Origin of the sequence: Clostridium punense, assembly GCF_017874425.1 — a bacterium.
Lineage (GTDB): Bacteria > Bacillota > Clostridia > Clostridiales > Clostridiaceae > Clostridium_J > Clostridium_J punense.
In genome coordinates this window covers 137,991-158,097 of the sequence record NZ_JAGGLL010000001.1, presented here as the reverse complement: position 1 = coordinate 158,097, position 20,107 = coordinate 137,991, and the positions used below count along the sequence as shown (strand labels likewise).

At 32.2% G+C, this 20,107-nt stretch carries 19 protein-coding genes; all 19 read left to right on the top strand.

Translation table 11 applies throughout. The features are described 5' to 3' along the window. Positions 1–351 precede the first annotated feature (351 nt). The 19 genes from J2Z44_RS00735 to rpe all read left to right on the top strand — a co-directional run bounded on the left by J2Z44_RS00735 (position 352) and on the right by rpe (position 20,107). Positions 352–561, top strand: coding sequence for a hypothetical protein (locus tag J2Z44_RS00735; RefSeq protein WP_021284622.1), 210 nt, complete (start codon positions 352–354; stop codon positions 559–561). 136 nt (positions 562–697) lie between these two features. Then, on the top strand, positions 698–1,987 hold the full coding sequence (locus J2Z44_RS00730; protein ID WP_021284623.1) for a transposase: 1,290 nt from the start codon (positions 698–700) through the stop codon (positions 1,985–1,987). 606 nt (positions 1,988–2,593) lie between these two features. Next, positions 2,594–3,577 carry an asparaginase gene (locus tag J2Z44_RS00725; RefSeq protein WP_021284658.1) on the top strand — a complete coding sequence of 328 codons (984 nt, stop codon included), beginning with the start codon at positions 2,594–2,596 and terminating at the stop codon, positions 3,575–3,577. Between the two features lie 298 nt (positions 3,578–3,875). Next, positions 3,876–5,024: an aminotransferase class I/II-fold pyridoxal phosphate-dependent enzyme gene (locus tag J2Z44_RS00720; protein WP_209649272.1), complete on the top strand. Its 1,149-nt coding sequence runs from the start codon at positions 3,876–3,878 to the stop codon at positions 5,022–5,024. Positions 5,025–5,405: 381 nt separating this feature from the next. Next, positions 5,406–6,284, top strand: coding sequence for a YicC/YloC family endoribonuclease (locus J2Z44_RS00715; protein WP_021284661.1), 879 nt, complete (start codon positions 5,406–5,408; stop codon positions 6,282–6,284). Positions 6,285–6,297: 13 nt separating this feature from the next. Next, positions 6,298–6,573 carry an extracellular matrix/biofilm regulator RemA gene (gene remA / locus J2Z44_RS00710; protein ID WP_021284662.1) on the top strand — a complete coding sequence of 92 codons (276 nt, stop codon included), beginning with the start codon at positions 6,298–6,300 and terminating at the stop codon, positions 6,571–6,573. 1 nt (position 6,574) lies between these two features. Further along, entirely contained in the window at positions 6,575–7,174 is a 600-nt protein-coding gene (gene gmk, locus J2Z44_RS00705) for a guanylate kinase (protein WP_021284663.1), read from the top strand. Between the two features lie 2 nt (positions 7,175–7,176). Further along, entirely contained in the window at positions 7,177–7,395 is a 219-nt protein-coding gene (gene rpoZ / locus J2Z44_RS00700) for a DNA-directed RNA polymerase subunit omega (protein ID WP_021284664.1), read from the top strand. A 1-nt stretch (position 7,396) separates the two neighbouring features. Continuing rightward, a complete protein-coding gene (gene coaBC, locus J2Z44_RS00695) occupies positions 7,397–8,593 on the top strand; it encodes a bifunctional phosphopantothenoylcysteine decarboxylase/phosphopantothenate--cysteine ligase CoaBC (RefSeq protein WP_021284665.1) in 1,197 nt (398 codons plus the stop codon). A 379-nt stretch (positions 8,594–8,972) separates the two neighbouring features. Continuing rightward, a complete protein-coding gene (gene priA, locus J2Z44_RS00690; RefSeq protein WP_021284666.1) occupies positions 8,973–11,186 on the top strand; it encodes a primosomal protein N' in 2,214 nt (737 codons plus the stop codon). 23 nt (positions 11,187–11,209) lie between these two features. Further along, entirely contained in the window at positions 11,210–11,650 is a 441-nt protein-coding gene (def, locus tag J2Z44_RS00685) for a peptide deformylase (protein WP_021284667.1), read from the top strand. A 239-nt stretch (positions 11,651–11,889) separates the two neighbouring features. Further along, on the top strand, positions 11,890–12,822 hold the full coding sequence (fmt, locus tag J2Z44_RS00680) for a methionyl-tRNA formyltransferase (RefSeq protein WP_021284668.1): 933 nt from the start codon (positions 11,890–11,892) through the stop codon (positions 12,820–12,822). A 19-nt stretch (positions 12,823–12,841) separates the two neighbouring features. Continuing rightward, positions 12,842–13,522, top strand: a complete 681-nt coding sequence (locus tag J2Z44_RS00675; protein ID WP_021284669.1) for a zinc metallopeptidase — start codon at positions 12,842–12,844, stop codon at positions 13,520–13,522. A 16-nt stretch (positions 13,523–13,538) separates the two neighbouring features. Continuing rightward, positions 13,539–14,870 carry a 16S rRNA (cytosine(967)-C(5))-methyltransferase RsmB gene (gene rsmB / locus J2Z44_RS00670; protein WP_021284670.1) on the top strand — a complete coding sequence of 444 codons (1,332 nt, stop codon included), beginning with the start codon at positions 13,539–13,541 and terminating at the stop codon, positions 14,868–14,870. An 8-nt stretch (positions 14,871–14,878) separates the two neighbouring features. Further along, a complete protein-coding gene (gene rlmN, locus J2Z44_RS00665) occupies positions 14,879–15,910 on the top strand; it encodes a dual-specificity RNA methyltransferase RlmN (protein WP_021284671.1) in 1,032 nt (343 codons plus the stop codon). 7 nt (positions 15,911–15,917) lie between these two features. Then, complete coding sequence (locus tag J2Z44_RS00660) at positions 15,918–16,664, top strand: Stp1/IreP family PP2C-type Ser/Thr phosphatase (RefSeq protein WP_021284672.1); 747 nt, start codon at positions 15,918–15,920, stop codon at positions 16,662–16,664. Further along, complete coding sequence (gene pknB, locus J2Z44_RS00655; protein WP_021284673.1) at positions 16,642–18,558, top strand: Stk1 family PASTA domain-containing Ser/Thr kinase; 1,917 nt, start codon at positions 16,642–16,644, stop codon at positions 18,556–18,558. Before J2Z44_RS00660 ends, pknB begins: the two co-directional genes overlap by 23 nt. Before the next feature lie 35 nt (positions 18,559–18,593). Next, positions 18,594–19,460 (top strand): ribosome small subunit-dependent GTPase A, encoded by an 867-nt coding sequence (gene rsgA, locus J2Z44_RS00650; protein ID WP_021284674.1) that lies wholly within the window; start codon positions 18,594–18,596, stop codon positions 19,458–19,460. Then, positions 19,457–20,107 (top strand): ribulose-phosphate 3-epimerase, encoded by a 651-nt coding sequence (gene rpe, locus J2Z44_RS00645; RefSeq protein WP_021284675.1) that lies wholly within the window; start codon positions 19,457–19,459, stop codon positions 20,105–20,107. The genes rsgA and rpe overlap by 4 nt, the downstream gene beginning before the upstream one ends.

Here is a 20,107-nt window from a genome sequence, read left to right as displayed (position 1 = left end):
TATGCTTTTTAGAGGTTTTATATTATTTATGAACCAAATTGTATCAAATAATGTTATAAAATAATTTGGATAATTTGTAAACTAAATGTAAAATAAAATTTTAGCTAGAGTTGTCAGAATAATTAAAATTTTTTAAGCAAGAATAAAAATATAAGATAAAAATTAATTATAAAAGTAGAAAATATAGAAAAGAGGGTTATTTTAAAAATATGCTTTAAGCCAATGGTTAAATAATAGAAGTTTAGCAAAGTACTAACTGAATTATATAAAATGTCATAGGATATGTTCTTTTAAATAGCAAATAATAATAATATAAAATTTAAATAATTCTTATCTAAGGAGGAGTTAAAAATGAGAAAAATAAGGGATTATATTAATGAAGGTTATACTATTAATAAGTTTGAAAGGGATAAAGATTTACTCAGTGGGGATCAAATTTGTAAAATCGAAATGAGAGCCTTAGATGGATTTATTAAAACCTTCACGTTAGATGATAATTGTACAGACGAAATAGAAAAAGAAATATTTCATTATTTAGAGAAAAAAGAAGGAAGACCTTAATTACCTAAGTTTTGTACAAACGAAAACTTAGCAATTTCCATATTATAGTTTCCAAAAAATAAGTAATGGATAATACCAAGCCTTAAAGTATAATTTTCTTACCACAGAAAAATTAAGAAAGGCAGGTATTATCCCTATGAACAATATTACCTTTACTCAAGACAACTGTAAAGAAGAAACTACTTCCACTTGGTTAGTTTCGGTCATGCAATTTGGTTTGAAATTTAGCCTCTTTAAGCCTTTTGAAGAATTCAAACTTAAAATGAAAGAGGTTAAATATACAGTATACAAAAAACTTATTGTAACAATAATGTCCATTATAGTTGGCTGTGAAACTACAATAGAGATTAATGAAAAGCTAGGAGTTGAGAAACTTTCCCTAAATATGTTTGGTATGGATACAGCCCCTGATCAGTCACAAATTAATGAGTTAATTAGACGATTTGACGAGGATAGTATAAATCAATTTGAAAATATCCATAATAAACTCTTTCTAGAGCATAGCAACTCAGTTCACTCGCATTCGCGAGTAGTCGTAGACTGTGATCAAACAGGATTAATTGCTAATGGAAAAAACTTTAAACTTGCAGAAAAAGGTTATTTTGCCAAAAAGAAAAATCAACGTGGATATCAGCTATCCGCTGCTTTTACAGGCGAAGCCTCTGAAACAGTTGCAATGTTCTTGGATTCAGGAAACACCCATTGTTCTGACCATTACGATGATTTATTGAAAACTATTTTGTGCAAATACAAAGATCAACTTTACACAGGAAAATTAATCCTAAGGACTGACAGTGGTTTCGGTTCTATAGAAAACATTGAAAAATTGCTTTCAATCGACAGGTTAAAGTTTATTACTAAAGCATACTCTACTGTAACAGCTAAGAATATTGCTAAAGGAATACATTACTCAGAATATACACAAGCCGATGAGGCAGCATGGGTTTATGAGCTTCCAGAGAATAATGGAGTTAGAAATATTATAGTCCAAACTTTATCCTCAAAAGGTAAGTTGAAATATTCTATGCTTATAACTAACATAAGCAGTAAAGATATGAATGCAGTAGAAGTATTTCACTTTTACAATAAACGTCAAACCATAGAAGCATTTTTTAAAATGGCTAAAAATGTTTATCATATAAAAAACCTTAGAACAAAAGAGTTTTATGGAATTTATGGCTTCCTATGGCTAGTATTTATAACTCACAACATAATAAGTTGGTTTAAATGCTCAATTCTACGTGGTACGGAACTTGAAAATGTAGGGGTAAGACTTCTTATTAAGCGTATTGGCAATATTAGAGGCTTTGTTGAAAGAACCTCTGAAGGAATTAGGGTAAACATTCCACCAATAACTAAGCTATCAAAGTTAATAGCTGACGCACTTTGTAGCCCTAATTATATTCAGCTAGCCTTAGATATCTGAGGTTGAAGCCAAAGTTTATACCATGTAATTTAATACAAAATTGGAAGCTATAATTTAGTTTTATTTATTGTTGCCTTTTTTAAATCTACCATACTTATCCATAAGGCTCCGCCTAAAAGATTAGAAGGATAAGGAATATTGTGGATTAAAATAACAGGTAATAATCTACAAATATTAATTCTGTATTTGTACGTAAGTTAGGTAATTAGAATATAATGTTTATAACTTTATATAAATCACTTGTTTTTTTACTATTAAAAGTGAGTACTGCTAGTACTCACTTTTAATTTTATGATAAAAACAATGAAAGCAAATAAACAACTTAATATTGCTCTTACCTTGGCACCTATAAGAATCTTTAAAAATGAAGACGTATTTTATCTTGCAAGACTATAAAAAGGTAATATATACACAATTTCAATTTACAAGGAAAAGTTGAAACACTAAAAAATTGAAAGAATATAGATTTTTAGGAAGACTGCTAATATGTTATGTAAAATGTTAAATATATAATAATATTAAACATTTTGATGTAAATCTTAAAAGGTTAGTGTAAAATAGAAATGAATTATTAATAGTAGTTTTTATTTTTGGGAGGTTACAAAAGTGAATAAAGTAGTAGTAATATTTAATGGTGGAACTATATCAATGAAAGTTGATCCAAAAATTCAAGCAGCGGTACCTACATTAACTGGAGAAGAAATTATGTCTATGGTTACTGGAATAGAAGCTCATGCAGAGGTAGAATCATATACTTTTTCTAGCTTACCAGGACCTCATATGACTCCAGAACTAATGCTAGAATTATCTGATTATGTTAAGAGTTTTTTAGATAGAGAAGATGTAGATGGAGTAGTAGTAACTCACGGTACAGACAGCTTAGAAGAGACAGCATATTTATTAGATTTAACCATAAAACATGAAAAGCCCGTAGTATTTACAGGTTCTATGAGAAATAGTTCAGAGCTAGGCTATGATGGTCCAGCTAACCTAGCTGCAGCTATTTGCACAGCTACTTCCAAAGAGGCAAAAAATAGAGGGGTTTTAGTTTGTTTAAATGATGAGTTAAACTGTGCTAGTGAAGTTACAAAGACTCACTCAATGCATTTAAATACTTTCCAAAGTCCAGAGTTTGGACCAATTGGTATTGTGGATAATAACCAAGCAATTTTTTATAGAAATAGCTTAAATAAAAATTACGTGGAGACAAACAAGGTAGAAGCAAATGTTGAATTAATTAAAGCTTGTGCTGGAATGGATGGCAAGCTAATTGACTTTTGCGTAAATGAGGGTGCAAAGGGAATAGTTATCGAGGCTATGGGAAGAGGAAATATTCCTCCTAAAATGGCTGAAGCTGTGGAGAGAGCAATAAGTAAAGGTGTTGCAGTAGTAATAGTTTCAAGATGTTATAAGGGAAGAGTACTAGATAGTTATGGATATCCAGGTGGAGGAAAAGGCTTAAGAAATGCTGGCGCTATTTTTGGAGAAAGTCTACCAGGACAAAAGGCTAGAATTAAGCTAATGTTAGCACTTGGAAAAACTGATAATTTAGAGGAAATAAAAGAGATATTTGAAAATGGTCATTATTAATAACATCAATTATTAGTTAAAGAGTTTCATTTGTTACAAGGATTATTAGCTATTTTAATTGCTAATATGAGTATATTAAAGATTAATCACAGGGAACTAAGTGTAGGATAAATTTGTATATTAATCCTACCTTGGTTCCCTTAAAGCTTTTTTAACATTAACAAGTTTAAAACTTACTGGAAAATCTAAATTAAATGATTTTTAAAAGTACTAACTTATTTAATAACTTGGACAAATTTGTAACAATTTCATTATTCCTTGAATAACATATTTTATAACATTTATTCAGGGTGATGATATGAAAATAAACAACAGATTAGATGCCATAGGTGTGTACCATTTTAAGACAATAGATGCTATCAAAGAAAAAAGAAGAAAAGAAGGAAAAAAGATTATTGATTTAAGTATAGGTGATCCAGACCTGCCAGTGGAGCCTTCTATTCTTCAAGCTTTAGTTGATGGATTTAAGGAGGAAGGTTTTAATAAATATCCGCCTTATGATGGAATTAATGAACTAAAAAAACAAGTCATAAATTATTATAAAAACGAGTTTGGAGTGGATTTAGATTTAGAAGAAGTGTCTATTCTAATTGGTTCAAAGGAAGGTATAAGTAATATAATTCCAGCAGTTTGTGATATTAACGATATTGTTATTGTTCCAGAACCAGGATATCCTGTTTATTCAGCAGGGGCTAAACTTTGGGGATGTATACCTTATACAGTTCCCATAAAAGAAAGCTATGATTATTTAGTGAATTTCACTGAAATTTCTAGGGAAGTTTCAGGTAAGGCAAAACTAATGTTTATTAACTATCCCAATAACCCAACTGGAGCTAGTGGCAATGGTGAGTTTTTTGCTGAAATAATTAAGTTTTGTGAAGAAAACAATATAGTGCTTTGTAATGATGCTGCTTATAATGAGATTATAACTGCAGAGGAAAAACCACTTAGCATATTACAGTTTGACAAGAATAAACACTCAGTGGAATTTGGAACCTTTTCTAAGCTATATAATATGACAGGTTTTAGAATAGGTTATGCAGTAGGTAATAAACAGGTTATAGCAGCCCTAGTTAAAGTTAAGAGCAATTTGGATTCAGGTCAGTTCATTCCTATTCAAAGGGCAGCTTGTAGAGCACTGAACCTTAATAAAGCCTATGGTGATGAAATCAGAGAGATATATTTTAAAAGAAGAGTTGTAGCAGAAAGAGTTCTTAAAGAAAAAAATATAGAATTTTTCCCTACTAAAAGCACCTTTTATATTTGGTGCAAAACACCGAGAGGTTATACAACTAGCGAGTTTTGTTCAGAAATTTTAGATAAGTATGGTTTAGTGGTAACTCCAGGATCCTGCTTTGGAACTTTAGGTTATGACTATTTTAGAATTGCTTTAACATGTTCTTGGGAGGTTATAGAAGAAGGTTTATCATCCTTACCAAAGTACTAAGGGTAGTAGTAAGAATAATCATAGGATTAAACACATAACATTTATATAGAATTTAAGGTGGTATAAAACTAATATTATTTAGGGCTATATTATTAAAATGATAGATTTTAATAATATAGCCTATAACTTTTCAAGGAAGAAATTAATAAGTTAATCTTAATTAGGAATTTTCTTATGATTTAAGAAGGTGCCTGTAGGTATAAATAAAAAGTTGCAACCTAATATAAGATGCTAATAACTTAATTATCAGTGAAATTCTTAAGTTTTCTTATAAATCTTTCATTTTTCTTTTATATTCTTGTATTTTTAACTTGAAATTCAGGATATAATTTATGTATAATAGACTTTGAATTTATAAAGTGTTCGGAAGGAAGCGTTGTTATGATAAAAAGCATGACAGGGTTTGGCAGGGGTACTAGTGAGCAGAAGAATTCAAGCTATGTTGTTGAGATAAAATCTGTTAATCATAGATACTTTGAATTTAATGTGAGAATGCCAAGAGCCCTAATTTCATTAGAAGACAACATTAGAAAAATTCTTAATGAAAAAATAAAAAGGGGAAAAGTAGATGTATTTATAACTCAAAATACTTTCAATAGAGATGACATTGAAGCTACGTTAAATGAAAATTTAATGGATAGCTATATGAACTGTCTTAAAACTATTATGAACAAGTATGAGTTAAGAGATGACATTTCAGTAACAAATTTAGCTAGATTTCCTGAAGTAGTTACTTTAAAGCAAAAGGAAGAAGATGTAGAATCGGCTTGGAATAATCTATTAAATCCAATAAACGAAGCTGTAGATAATCTAATTAGGATGAGAGAAGAAGAAGGTCTAAAGCTGTATAAGGATATTAATGAAAAATGTGAATTGATTTTACAATTTATTGAAAGAATAAGTGTTAGAGTTCCTGAGGTATCTAAAGAGTATAGAGAGAAGCTTAGTAAGAAGGTTAAGGAACTTATTGAGGAATCACAGTTTGATGAGAATAGAATTGCCATGGAGGTAGTTCTTCAAGCTGATAAAACAGGTGTGGATGAAGAAATAGTAAGGCTTAAGAGCCATATTCATCAAATGCAGCAAACTCTAAACCTAAATGAGCCTATAGGCAGAAAATTAGACTTTATTGTTCAAGAGATGAATAGAGAAACTAATACCATTGCATCTAAAGTTAATGATTTAGAGTTAACAAATTTATCCCTAGATATAAAGAGTGAAATTGAAAAAATAAGAGAACAAGTTCAGAACATAGAATAGCAGGAGGCGACTAATGAGTATAAAGCTTATAAACATAGGATTTGGAAATATTGTTTCAGCAAACAGAATAGTAGCTATTGTAAGCCCAGAATCAGCACCAATAAAAAGAATTATTCAAGAAGCAAGAGATAGAGGAATGCTTATTGATGCCACATACGGAAGAAGAACAAGAGCTGTTGTAATTACAGACAGTGATCATGTAATTTTATCTGCAGTACAGCCAGAAACTGTAGCACATAGACTTTCTTCTAAGGATGAAGAACAACATGCAGAAGAGGTTGAAGATTAATATGTCAGTTAAAGGACAATTATTAGTAATATCAGGTCCATCTGGTGCTGGTAAAGGTACAGTTTGCAAGGCTTTGCTACAACAAAATGATATTTGGATATCTGTTTCTGCAACCACTAGATCTCCTAGAGTTGGAGAAGTAGAAGGTATTAATTATTTTTTTGTCAATAGAGATGAGTTTTTAAAAAGAATTGATAAGGATGATTTCTTAGAGTATGCAGAGGTATACGGAAATTTTTATGGAACTCCTAAATCAAAGGTTTTTGAAGTGTTAGAACAGGGGAGAGATGTAATTCTAGAAATTGACATCCAAGGTGCCTTAAAAATTAAATCTGCATATCCTGAAGGGATATTTATATTTATTCTTCCACCATCTATGGAGGAGCTAAAAAGCAGAATTACAAACAGAGGAAGTGAAACCCCAGAATCCTTAAAAACCAGACTTGAAGCTGCTTATGATGAAATAAGCTTTGCGTCAAAGTATGATTATGCCGTAGTAAATGATGAAGTAGAAGATGCAGTGAAGAAAATCGAAAGTATTATAACTGCAGAAAAGTGCAGAGTTTTTAAAATTAAAGACGAATTATTAGGGAGGTATTAGTTATGAGTAATTCAATGATTAACCCATCTATAGTACAGCTATTAGAGAAAGTGGATAATAGGTATTCTCTTGTGGTTGCTACTTCAAAAAGAGCAAGACAAATAATTGAAGGTGAAAAACCATTTATTAATGTTAAGTCAAATAAGCCTTTAACTATTGCTATAAATGAAATTTATGAAGGAGCAATTGAAGCAGAAACTACGAAAGAAGGCATAAAGTAAAATGAAGCAGCAAAAAACTGTTGTTGTTGGAGTCAGTGGTGGAGTAGCAGTTTACAAAACTCTAGATGTAATAAGCAGACTTAGAAAGGCAGATATCAATGTTCATGTTATTATGACAGAAGCTGCCACAGAGTTTGTTACTCCTCTTAGCTTCCAATCCCTAAGTCAAAATATGGTTATACACAATATGTTTGAGGAGCCTAGGGCTTGGGAAATACAACATATATCTTTAGCTAAAAAAGCAGATTTAATGCTTATTGCTCCAGCTACTGCTAATATTATAGGAAAAGTAGCAAATGGTATAGCGGATGATATGTTATCTACCACTATAATGGCTACTAAAGCTCCTGTGATATTTGCACCAGCTATGAATACAAATATGTATAATAACCCTATAGTAAAAGACAATATAAGAAAACTTAAGGATTATGGCTATGGTTTCATAGAGCCTGCTAGCGGGAGATTAGCTTGTGGAGATGTAGGTGATGGAAAGCTGGCAGATACAGAACTTATTGCTGAGAGAGTAATCTCTGCCTTGTATGAACCTAAGGATTTAATGGGATTAAAGGTACTAGTAACTGCAGGACCCACTATTTCTGCCATTGACCCAGTAAGATTTATAACTAATAGATCTACAGGAAAAATGGGTTATGCTATTGCAGAGGAAGCAAGAGATAGGGGAGCTGAAGTGGTTTTAATAACTGGGCCTTCAAATTTGCAACCTCCTTTTGGAATGAAGGTTAAGCAGATTAATACAAATGAAGAAATGCTGAATGCTGTGTTAGAAGAGTATGATAGTTGTGATATAGTAATAAAATCAGCAGCTGTTGCGGACTATAAGGCAAAAAATTATTCTAGTGAGAAAATAAAAAAAGGCTCTGGAGATTTGGTTTTAGAATTTACAAGAGACAATGACATACTTAAAAATCTTGGAGATAAGAAAAAGAATCAGATTCTCATAGGTTTTGCAGCGGAAAGCAATGAAATTTTACAAAATGCTAAAGAAAAGCTAGGAAAGAAAAATTTAGACTATATAGTGGCTAATGACATTACTAGTAAAGAGACTGGTTTTGGCAGTGACAATAATAAAGTGACCATAATAAGCAAAACTGGTGAGGCTATAGAGTTAGAATCTATGTCTAAAAGGTTAGTAGGTCAAGAACTTTTTAATATAGTACTAAAACATATTAATAATTAGTCAAAAGCGACCATGTCGCTTTTTTTCTTATTTTTAGGCATCTGAAAATAAATAACAAGTCCAAGATGTGAAGTATATTTTCTGATAGACAAGAAAACAGATTCCGCAGATAGTGGGGCTATCTAAGGGTTCTGTTGACGCAGTATATCATAAAATAGACGAGCAGATTGACTTATTTATTTTTTGAAGATGCCTTAATTAAAAATACCCATAGCATTAAAATTTATTATTTTCCTTTAAATTTCTATGTGAGCATAAGCTTCTTTTATAAATTATTGTTTACTTAAAGAATAAAAGAAGAGTAGTAAGATAAATTTGTATAATATAAAATGAAGTTATTGGAAAAAATAAATACACTCTTGTGAAGGGAGATAAACCTATGTATAACTATGCTGGAGTGATCGTAAATAATGATTCTATAAAGGTGGATAAAATATTTACCTATAAGGTGCCAGAAGTTTTAAAGAATAAAATTGCTCTTGGCCAAAGGGTTAAAGTTCCTTTTGGTATGGGAAATAAAAACATCGATGGTTTTGTTGTACAACTATATGAATTTATAGAATTAGATTCTAAGAGCATTAATAAGCTAAAGGCTATTATTGAAATAAGTGATGATTTTCAAGTTATAAGGGAGAAGGACATTGCTCTTATCGGAATAATGAGGAGCAAATATCTCTGTACTTATTTAGAATGTATTAAGGTTTTTATTCCTAGTGGAATTACTAAAGGAATGAAATTCAAAACTAAAAATTTGGTTGTTTTGGGAAGTCCAATAACAGATAAATATAAAAAAGAAAGTTATGTAAAAATCATAGATTTTGTAAAAGAAAATAATGGAACCTATAATAAGCAGCAATTGTCAAATGAATTGGGATTTTCTTTGTCATCCATAAATACTTTAATTAAGCATGGATTTTTAAACTTAGAAGAAGCCGTTGTAAATAGATATAATGATAGACAATATAAAGCCTATGAGGAGAAACAATTGAATCCACTGCAACAACAGGCTGTTGACACAGTAATGAAGTCAAGGAATAAAAAATTTTTAATTCATGGAATAACAGGCAGCGGAAAAACAGAAATATATATGAATTTAGTGAAGAAGGCAATGGACGAAGGAAAAGACTCTATTATTTTAATTCCTGAAATTTCACTTACTCCACAAATGGTAGAGCGGTTTAAGGGACGTTTTGGACGTGATGTTGCCATCTTCCATAGTAAGCTTAGTGATGGTGAGAGATTTGATGAGTGGATGAGAGTGAAGATGGGAAAGGTTAAAGTAGCTATAGGAGCTAGATCTGCGATATTTTTGCCATTTTCAAATCTTGGGCTTATAATCATGGATGAAGAGCATGAAGGAAGCTATAAGTCAGATAGTGATCCAAAGTACCATGCTAGAGACATAGCAGACCTTAAAAGCCATATAGAAGGTTGTAAAGTAGTACTAGGTTCCGCAACTCCTGCGGTAGATACTTATTATAGAACTACCACTGGAGAGTATACTCTTATAACTTTAAGTGAAAGGGCTGACGGTGCTCTGTTACCACAGATAAAGGTGGTGGATATGAGAGAAGAGCTTATGAATGATAATAAGTCTATTTTTAGTGCAAGTCTTTTTTCAGGTTTAAAGCAAACACTAGAAAATAAGGAACAGGCTATATTATTTTTAAATAGAAGAGGGTTTTCTACCTTTGTATCCTGCAGAAAATGTGGGTATGTATTTAAGTGCAGAAACTGTGATATTGCTTTAACCTATCACAATCACGCTTCAAATTTAACCTGTCACTATTGTGGAGCTAAGCGTGAGCTAGTAAACACTTGTCCAAGGTGTAAGAGTAAATATGTAAAATACTTTGGAATTGGTACAGAGCAACTAGAAGACCAAGTGAAAAAAGTATTTCCTGAGGCAAAAACACTTAGAATGGATTTTGATACGACAAGAGAAAAGCATTCTTATGAAAAGATTTATAATAGCTTTAGAAATCAAGAGTATGATGTTTTAATTGGTACTCAAATGGTGGCTAAAGGCTTAGATTTTCCTGAGGTAACTTTAGTCGGGGTGATAGCGGCGGATTTATCCTTAAATTTGCCGGATTACAGGGCTAATGAGAGAACCTTTCAGCTTATAACTCAGGTTTCAGGAAGAGCTGGAAGGGGCAAGAAGCCAGGGAAAGTAGTAGTTCAAACCTATAGTCCAGAGAATTTCAGTATAAAATATGCTATGGAAAATGATTATATAAGTTTTTATAAGGAAGAGATAGAAATTAGAAGAAATATGAACTATCCACCCTTTGCAAAGATTCTAGCTATTAATTTAAGTAGTGAGGATGAAAAATTATTAATAAAAAGTATACAGGATTTAGGGGATAAACTACACCTAAAATTAGATAATAATGATAAAATGGAAGTATTAGGACCCTGCCCTTGTGGTATTTCTAAAATTAAAAATGCCTATAGGTGGCAAATAATTATTAAGGGTGATTTTACTTTAGAATTGGCTGAAGATATTAAAAATATTACCTATAATGAGCTAAGTTCAGTTTATAATTATATTAGGGTCAGTTTGGATGTAAATCCAAATAATTTATTGTAGATAGGTAGGAGGAAAAAGCAACAATGGCATTAAGAAAGATTAGAACAAAAGAAGATGAGGTATTAAGAAAAAAGAGTAAGGTAGTTAAAGCTATTGATGATAGAACTAGGGTTTTAATAAGGGATATGCTAGATACAATGTATGATGCAAATGGTGTAGGACTTGCTGCACCGCAAATAGGCATACTAAAAAGAATTATAGTTATAGATATAGGACAGGGACCAATTGTGTTAATTAATCCTGAAATAATGAAACAAAAGGGTGAAGTTGAAGCACAAGAAGGTTGCCTTAGCATTCCAGGAGAACAAGGCTTAGTGGTACGTCCCAAATATGTTAAGGTTAAGGGGCTAAATGAAAATGGAGAAGAATTTCTGATAGAAGGAGAGGACCTACTTGCAAGAGCTCTTTGTCATGAAATAGACCATTTAGAGGGAATATTATATACAGACAAAGTTAGAAAATAATTTTTATAGAGCGTATAATAACATGAACAAGTAAATAGACTCTAGTAACTTACAGATTTTATATAAGTTGCAAGATAATTTTAAACAACTTACTATTAAGGAGAATGCAAAATAGAATTACATGTATTTATGCAGTGTTTTTATTGCATTTTATATATTAGAAAAAAGTAAATGTTGATAATGTATTTCGTTAAAGATTTATGTTATTAGATTAGTGAAAGAAAGGAAGAAATAAATATATGAATATAGTTTTTATGGGAACCCCAGAATTTGCAGTTCCTTCCTTTGAAGCTATTGTGAAGGAATTTGGAGTTAAGGCTGTATTAACTCAGCCAGATAGACCAAAAGGAAGAGGGAAAGCTTTAGCTATGTCTGCGGTTAAAGAAGCAGCTTTAAAATATGATATACCAGTTTATCAGCCGGAAAAGTTAAAAAAGGATAGAGAGCTAATTGAAAAGCTTAAGGGGATGGATTTAGACTTTATAGTGGTAGTTGCCTTTGGGCAATTACTTTCTAAAGAAGTTTTAGACATACCAAGGTATGGATGTATCAATCTTCATGCGTCACTTCTTCCTAAATATAGGGGGGCAGCACCAATAAACTTTGCAGTTATGCAAGGAGAAAAGGTAAGTGGAAATACTACAATGCTGATGGATGTAGGACTTGATACAGGAGATATGTTGTTAAAAAGCGAGATTGATATCACCGAAAACATGACTGCAGGAGAACTTCATGACATATTGATGGTGGATGGGGCTAGTCTTTTAGTGGAGACAATTAAGGGGTTATGCAATAATACCATAACTCCAATAAAGCAAGGAGAAACACCAACACCTTATGCAAGTATGCTAAATAAAGAGATGGCTAATATTAATTGGGATGAAAGTGCCGAAACTATTCATAACTTTGCAAGAGGACTTAATCCTTTTCCTACGGCATATACTTTTTACATAGATAAGCCTATGAAAGTGATTAGCACTAGGGTATTAGAGGAACAGTCAAAAAAGAAGCCTGGAACTATAATAAAAGTTGATAGTGAAGGCATTAGAGTAGCAACCAAAGATAAGATTTTACTTATTACTGAGGTTCAATTTCCAAATAAGAAACCTCTAAAGGTAGGAGAGTATATTAAGGGAAATACTATTGAGGAAGAAGAGTTATTACACAAGTAATTTAATGGGAGTGATTAATATGTTTTATTTTGACTCTACAATGTTAATTTTGTTACCTGCTCTTTTAATTGCCACTTGGGCTCAGTTTAATATTCAAGCGAGTTATTCAAAATATTCAAAGGTCTATAGTAGAAATGGTTATACAGGAAGTCAAGTGGCAAGAATGATACTAGATGGATACGGGTTATTCCATGTACCAGTGGTTCCAATTGGAGGAAAGCTTACAGATCATTTCGACCCTAGAGAAAATGTAGTAAGATTATCTCAAGATGTATTTTATGGAGCCTCCATTGCGTCGATAGGTGTTGCCGCCCATGAGGTAGGGCATGCAATTCAGCATAGGGATAATTATGCTCCAATTAAAATTAGAATGGCCCTAGTTCCAGTTGCAAATATTGGTTCAAGTGCATCCTGGATGCTTTTTATTCTTGGTTTTGTTCTATCTATGCCTGCATTAGTTAACTTAGGTATTTTACTGTTTACAGCCGTAGTTTTATTTCAAATAGTAACACTGCCCGTAGAGTTTAATGCTTCAAGCAGAGCTGTAGCCATACTAATATCTAGAAATATACTTTTTGAAGATGAAATAAGTGGAACAAAGAAGGTATTAAGAGCAGCGGGGTTAACTTATGTGGCAGCAGCTCTTACTGCTATTGCCCAATTGTTAAGATTAATTGCACTAAGTGATAGAGAAAGATAAATTTAGAGGTAAAACAATGGATAATGCTAGAAAAGTAGCTGTTGATGTGTTAAATGAGGTTTTTTATAATAAGGCCTATTCAAGTATTGTACTTGGAAATATGCTTAATAATTCTACCCTAGATCAGAAGGATAAAGGTTTAGTTACAGAAATAGTTTATGGAACAATTAAATACAAATACACTATTGATAAAATTTTAAAAGAGTTCTTAAAGAATAACTTTGATAAAACAGATAGGTTTTTGCTTAATATTTTAAGAATTACTATTTATCAAATCAGGTATTTAGATAAGATACCAGAGTTTGCTGCTGTTAATGAGGCAGTAAACCTGGTAAAGAAACATGTATCCTTGGGTGCTTCTAAGGTTGCCAATGGGGTACTTAGAAATTACTTGAGAAATAAAGAGGGCGCTTACTACAAGGAAGGAAACATCTTTGAGGAACTAGCTTTCAAATATTCCTTTCCGCAGTGGATGATTAAGCTATTCTATGAACAATATGGAATACATCTTTGTGAAAAAATATTATTTGGATTAAATCAAAGACCAGATATAACTGTGAGAGTTAATTCAACTAAGGGAGATTACGAGAATATTTTTAATAGGTTAGAGGAAAATGGCTATCAGATAGAAGAAGGTTATGTATGCCCTGAGGCAATAAGAATAGTAAGAGGAAAAAGCATTGAAGAAAACCCCTTGTTTAAGGAAGGGGTAATTACTGTTCAAGATGAGAGTGCTATGTTGGTAGCACCAGCCATGGAAATAGAAGAAAATATGACAGTACTGGATTTGTGCAGTGCACCAGGGGGGAAAACTACCCATGCTGGAGAATTACTAAACAATACAGGAGAAGTTTTAGCTTTTGATATATATGAACATAAGCTTAATTTAATTGGAGAAAATATAAGGAGACTTGGACTAACTAATATTAGCTTATCTTTATTAGATGCTACTAATTATGAGGAAAATCTAGAGGAAAAGGGGCATAGGGTGCTTATAGATGTGCCTTGTTCAGGACTAGGAATCATAAGAAAAAAGCCTGAAATTAAATATAATAAAAACATGAAAGAACTTCAGGAAATTGTTAAGATTCAAAGAAAAATTATGACCAATGCTGCAAGGTATGTAAAAGAACAAGGAGTTCTCTTGTATTCAACTTGTACTTTAAACAAAGGGGAGAATGAAGACAATATAAAGTGGTTTCTAAAACAACACCCGGAATTTAAGGTTGAGCCTTTGTTCTTTGGTAAGGTGGATAATATTATTTACCATGAGGAAGGCTATGTGACTGTACTTCCAAATACATATATGGACGGATTTTTTATTGCTAAGATTCGTAGAACTAAGTAGGTGAAAAAATGAAAAATATTTTAGATTTAGATCTGCAAGAATTAAAACAGTGGATGAAAGAAAATGGGGAGAAGGAATTTAGAGCTAAGCAGGTAATAGATTGGATATATAAAGAGGTTTGGAGCTTTAGTGAAATGTCTAATCTTTCTAAGACTACTATTGAAAAGCTAGAAAAGAGCTTTTATATAGGTATTCCTGAAATAATTGAGACCTATAGCTCAAAAAGAGAAGACACAAGAAAGCATTTATTTCTTTTGAAGGATGGAAATGTTATTGAGTCAGTGGTAATGAAATACAAACACGGAAACTCAATTTGCGTATCTACTCAAATTGGATGTAAGATGGGTTGTAAGTTTTGTGCTTCCACCATAGGAGGTATAGTTAGAAATCTAACTAGTGGTGAAATACTAGGCCAAATAATAAAAGCACAAAGTGAACTTAAGGAAAGAATTTCAAATGTAGTGCTTATGGGCAGTGGTGAGCCTTTAGATAATTTTGAAAATGTGTTAAAATTTATATGCAATGTAAATTCAGAACATGGATTAAACATTGGACAAAGACATATTACCCTTTCAACTTGTGGAATAGTTCCTAAAATAAAAATGTTGGCAGATTTAAACTTGCAAATAACATTAGCCATATCTCTTCATGCACCAAATGATGAGATTAGAAGACAAACCATGCCAATAGCAAATGCATATACAATAAAAGAACTATTAGAAGCTTGTGAGTACTATATAGGAAAAACTAATAGAAGAATTACTTTTGAGTATGCATTAGTAAAAGGCTTTAATGATACAAAAGAAAATGCTGAGGAGCTTTCCAGAATTTTAAAAGGGATGCTTTGTCATGTTAACTTAATTCCTATTAACGAGATAAATGAAAGTACACTTAAGAAGTCTAATATGGAGGAAATAAATAAGTTTAAGGACATTTTGATAAAAAATGGTATTGAAACTACCATAAGAAGAGAAATGGGACTTGATATAAATGCCGCCTGTGGACAACTTAGAAGAAGTTATTTAGAAAAGAAGGAGTAATAACTATATGGGGAGATTAATAGGTATAGAAACTGATTTAGGGAACAAAAGAACCCTAAATGAAGATACCGTAGGATATTACGAAGATGGTGATACAAGCATATTTGTGGTAGCCGATGGTATGGGAGGACATAATGCTGGAGAAGTAGCAAGTAAAATTGCTGTAGATAGTGTATTAGACTATGTTAAGATTCACAGTAAGGACCTTACTATGGAACAAGTACTAGAAGGTGCTGTTGATGAGGCTAATAAAAATGTATATAAGTATGCAGTACTCAATGAAAATTGCAGTGGAATGGGAACTACTCTTACAATGGCTTATGTAAAGAATAATAGTTTAGTTGTAGCAAACGTAGGGGATAGTCGTTGCTATGTGGTTTCAAAAGGACAATTGATAAAGGTTACAAAGGATCATTCCTTAGTGCAGGAACTTTTGGATAACGGTACCATTAGTGCAGAAGAAGCAGTAAATCATCCAAATAAAAATGTTATTACAAGAGCTGTAGGAACAAAAATATCTGTTAAAGGAGATTATTATACTGTTGATTTACAAAATATAAGTATAGTAATTTTATGCAGTGATGGCTTAACAAATGAAGTTACTGAGGAAGAAATCCTAACCATTGTAAATGATGATATCAGTAATAGTAGCAGAAGACTAGTAGAACTTAGCAAAGAAAAAGGTGGCAAAGATAATATTTCTGTTATCATATTTAAAGGAGAGTGTACAGATGATTGGAACCATATTAGGTAGTAGATACCAACTGCTCCAGAAGATAGGTGAAGGCGGTATGGCTGTAGTGTATAAAGCTAAATGCCTTCTATTAAATAGATATGTAGCTGTTAAGATACTTAAGGAAGAGTACTCAAATAACTTAGAATTTATGAATAAATTTAGAAAAGAAGCAGCAGCTGCTGCAAGCTTTTCAGCAAATAATATTGTTAATATTTATGACGTTGGTAGCGATAATAATATTAATTATATTGTCATGGAATTTGTTAATGGGAAAACCTTAAAAGAGGTAATCCAAGAAAGAGGAAGACTAAACGTAGATGATACCTTAAGCATAGGAATTCAAATAGCAAAGGCTTTAGAGTGCGCTCATAAAAATAATATTATTCATAGAGACATTAAACCACATAATATTTTGGTTACAGAGGATGGTACAGTAAAGGTAACGGACTTTGGAATCGCAAAGGCAGTGTCTTCAGATACAATAACTCACACAAGCAAGGTTATTGGGTCTGCACACTATTTTTCACCAGAGCAAGCAAAGGGTAAAATTGTAGATTATAGAACAGATATTTACTCCCTAGGCATAGTGCTTTATGAAATGATAACAGGTAAAGTACCTTTTGATGGAGACAGTGCTGTATCAGTGGCGTTAAAGCATATTCAAGAGCCAGTGATATCACCAAGGCTAATCATAGGAAGCATTCCAGAGAGCTTAAGCAATTTAATCTTAAAAGCTACAGAAAAGGATCCTATAAGAAGGTATCAGACTGTAACTGATTTATTAAATGATTTAAAAAAGATACAAAACAATCAGTCCTTCACAATAGTTAATTCAAGGGAAGAAAATGAATTCACTAGAGTTATGGATCCTATTAATATTAAAGCAACTGCTGATTCCTTCGAAGAGGATGAGGATGAAGAGGATGACGAGCCAATAAAAATTAAGAAAAGTAATTCAAAGGTAGATAACAAAAAGAAAAAGTGGATTATTGTTTCAGTAGTTGTAATTTTAGCCATAGTATTAGGAATATCTGCAGGCAAACTATTTACCAGCTTACCAGCAGTGGGAGCTGCTAAGAATGAGGTAGAGATACCAGTTATAACTGGATTACCTAAAGAACAAGGTCAAAAAAATGTGGAAGATTTAGGGCTAAAATTTGTAGTATTAAGTGAAGAAAAAAATGATAAGCCTAAGGGCACAATTATACAGGTATTCCCTAATGAAGGTAGTAAGGTAAAAAAGGAAAGTGAAGTTAGGGTCAGATTAAGTGCTGGACCAGGGGAAGAAGAACTTCCAGACTTGGCACTACTAGACAAAAATGTTGCCCAAGACTATATAGTAAACTTAGGTTTTATGGTAGGAAAGATAACCGAGGAAAACTCTGAGGAAGTTGGGCAAGGACTAGTAATTAAAAGTGATCCAGGTCCAAAATCAAAGCTTAAAAAGGGTGATATAGTTAATTTAGTTATAAGTAAAGGTTCAGCGGTTAAATATACAAAGGTTCAAGACCTATCCAATATGACTGTAGATGAAGCAAGTAAAGTTTTATCTACTTCAGGCTTGAAACTAGGAGATGCTACTGCGGTATTAACAGACGATAAAGCTAAGGATGGAAAAATATTTAATCAAAGTATAGCTCCAGGTACAAAGGTTAAGGAGAATGAGGCGGTATCAGTAAACTATTATAAGTATCAAGATCCAGATGCAGGTAAGATTACGGTACCAAAATTTGTTGGTATGTCAGTAAAAGATGCAAAGGAAATGGCAGATAAGTTGGGTTTAGATCTACAAGCCAATGGAGATGATAAAGCCATAATAGAAAAACAGGATAAGGCTCCAGGTACCAAAGTAGAAAAGGGGACTACTATTACAGTTACTGTTACAAAAAAAGATGATAAAAAAGGTGACTAAAAATACAAAAGTCTAAGTTAAGAATTGGAGGAATCATGGAAGGAGTAATTGTTAAAGGAATTGGTGGATTATATTACGTAGATGTGAATAAAGAAATATATGAGTGTAAGGCAAGGGGGAAGTTCAGGCATAGTGGACTTACCCCTATGATTGGAGACTATGTGGTAATAGAGGTTGATCAAGATAAAACTGGTGTTATAAATGAAATACTTCCAAGAAGTACAGAGCTTTTAAGACCGGTGGTAGCTAATGTTACTCAAGCTTTTGTAGTATTTGCCTTTAGGCAGCCAGACTTAAACTTAGAGTTACTTTATAAATTCTTAGTTCTTTGTGAACACAGCAATTTAAAAGCTATAGTTTGCTTTAACAAAATGGATTTAGCGGAAAAAGAGCATAGGGATATTGGAGAAGTACTGAAAAATGCAGGTTATGAGGTGCTGTATTTAGAGGCTAAAAATGGTGTTGGAGTGGAAGAATTAAGGAAGAAAATAAAAGACAACATCAGTGTTTTCTGTGGACCTTCAGGTGTTGGAAAATCTACTTTGCTTAATAGTTTTATTGGAAGAGAAAGAATGAAAACAGGAGAGATTAGTGAAAAAGTTAAAAGAGGTAAGCATACTACAAGGCATAGCGAGTTAATGCAAGTAGAAGAAGGCTTTTTAGTTGATACCCCAGGCTTTTCTTCCTTAGAATTAGATTTTATAAGTAAGGAAGATTTACAGTATTGCTTTCCAGAGTTTGAGCCATATAGAGATGGATGCAAGTTCAACAATTGTGTTCATTATAAAGAACCAGGTTGCTTGGTTAAAGCTGCTGTAGAAGAAGGTAAGATAAACGAAACAAGATATAAATTTTATGTAAAAACCTTAGAAGAAACAATTAGTAGGGGGAGTTGGAAATGATAAAAATTTCACCATCAATATTATCTGCAGATTTTTCAAAACTAGGAGAGGATATATTAAACCTAGAAAAGTATGGCGCTGATATGATTCATATAGATGTTATGGATGGAATGTTTGTGCCTAATATATCCTTTGGAGCGCCAATAATGAAATCAATTAGAAAGTTAACAAATCTTACTTTTGATGTGCACTTAATGATTGAGGAGCCTTCAAGATATATTAAAGATTTTGTAGATGCAGGAGCAGATATTATAACAGTTCATTATGAAGCAGATAGGCATTTAGACAGAACTATAAATTACATAAAAAGCTTTGGCATTAAGGCAGGAGTTTCATTAAATCCAGCAACACCAGTAGCTTCAATTAAGCACTTAATTCATAATTTAGATATGGTTCTAATAATGTCGGTTAATCCTGGCTTTGGAGGACAGAAATATATATCCTATTGTGGAGATAAAATTAAAGAAGTTAAGGCTTTAGCAGATGAGTATAACAAAGATTTACTTATAGAAGTAGATGGGGGCGTTGATAACAGTAATATAGGCACAGTAGTACAAAGTGGTGCTAATGTAATTGTTGCAGGATCAGCAGTATTCAAAAATAATGAAATAGAAAAAAATATAAAAGCATTAAGAGAAGGAATTTAA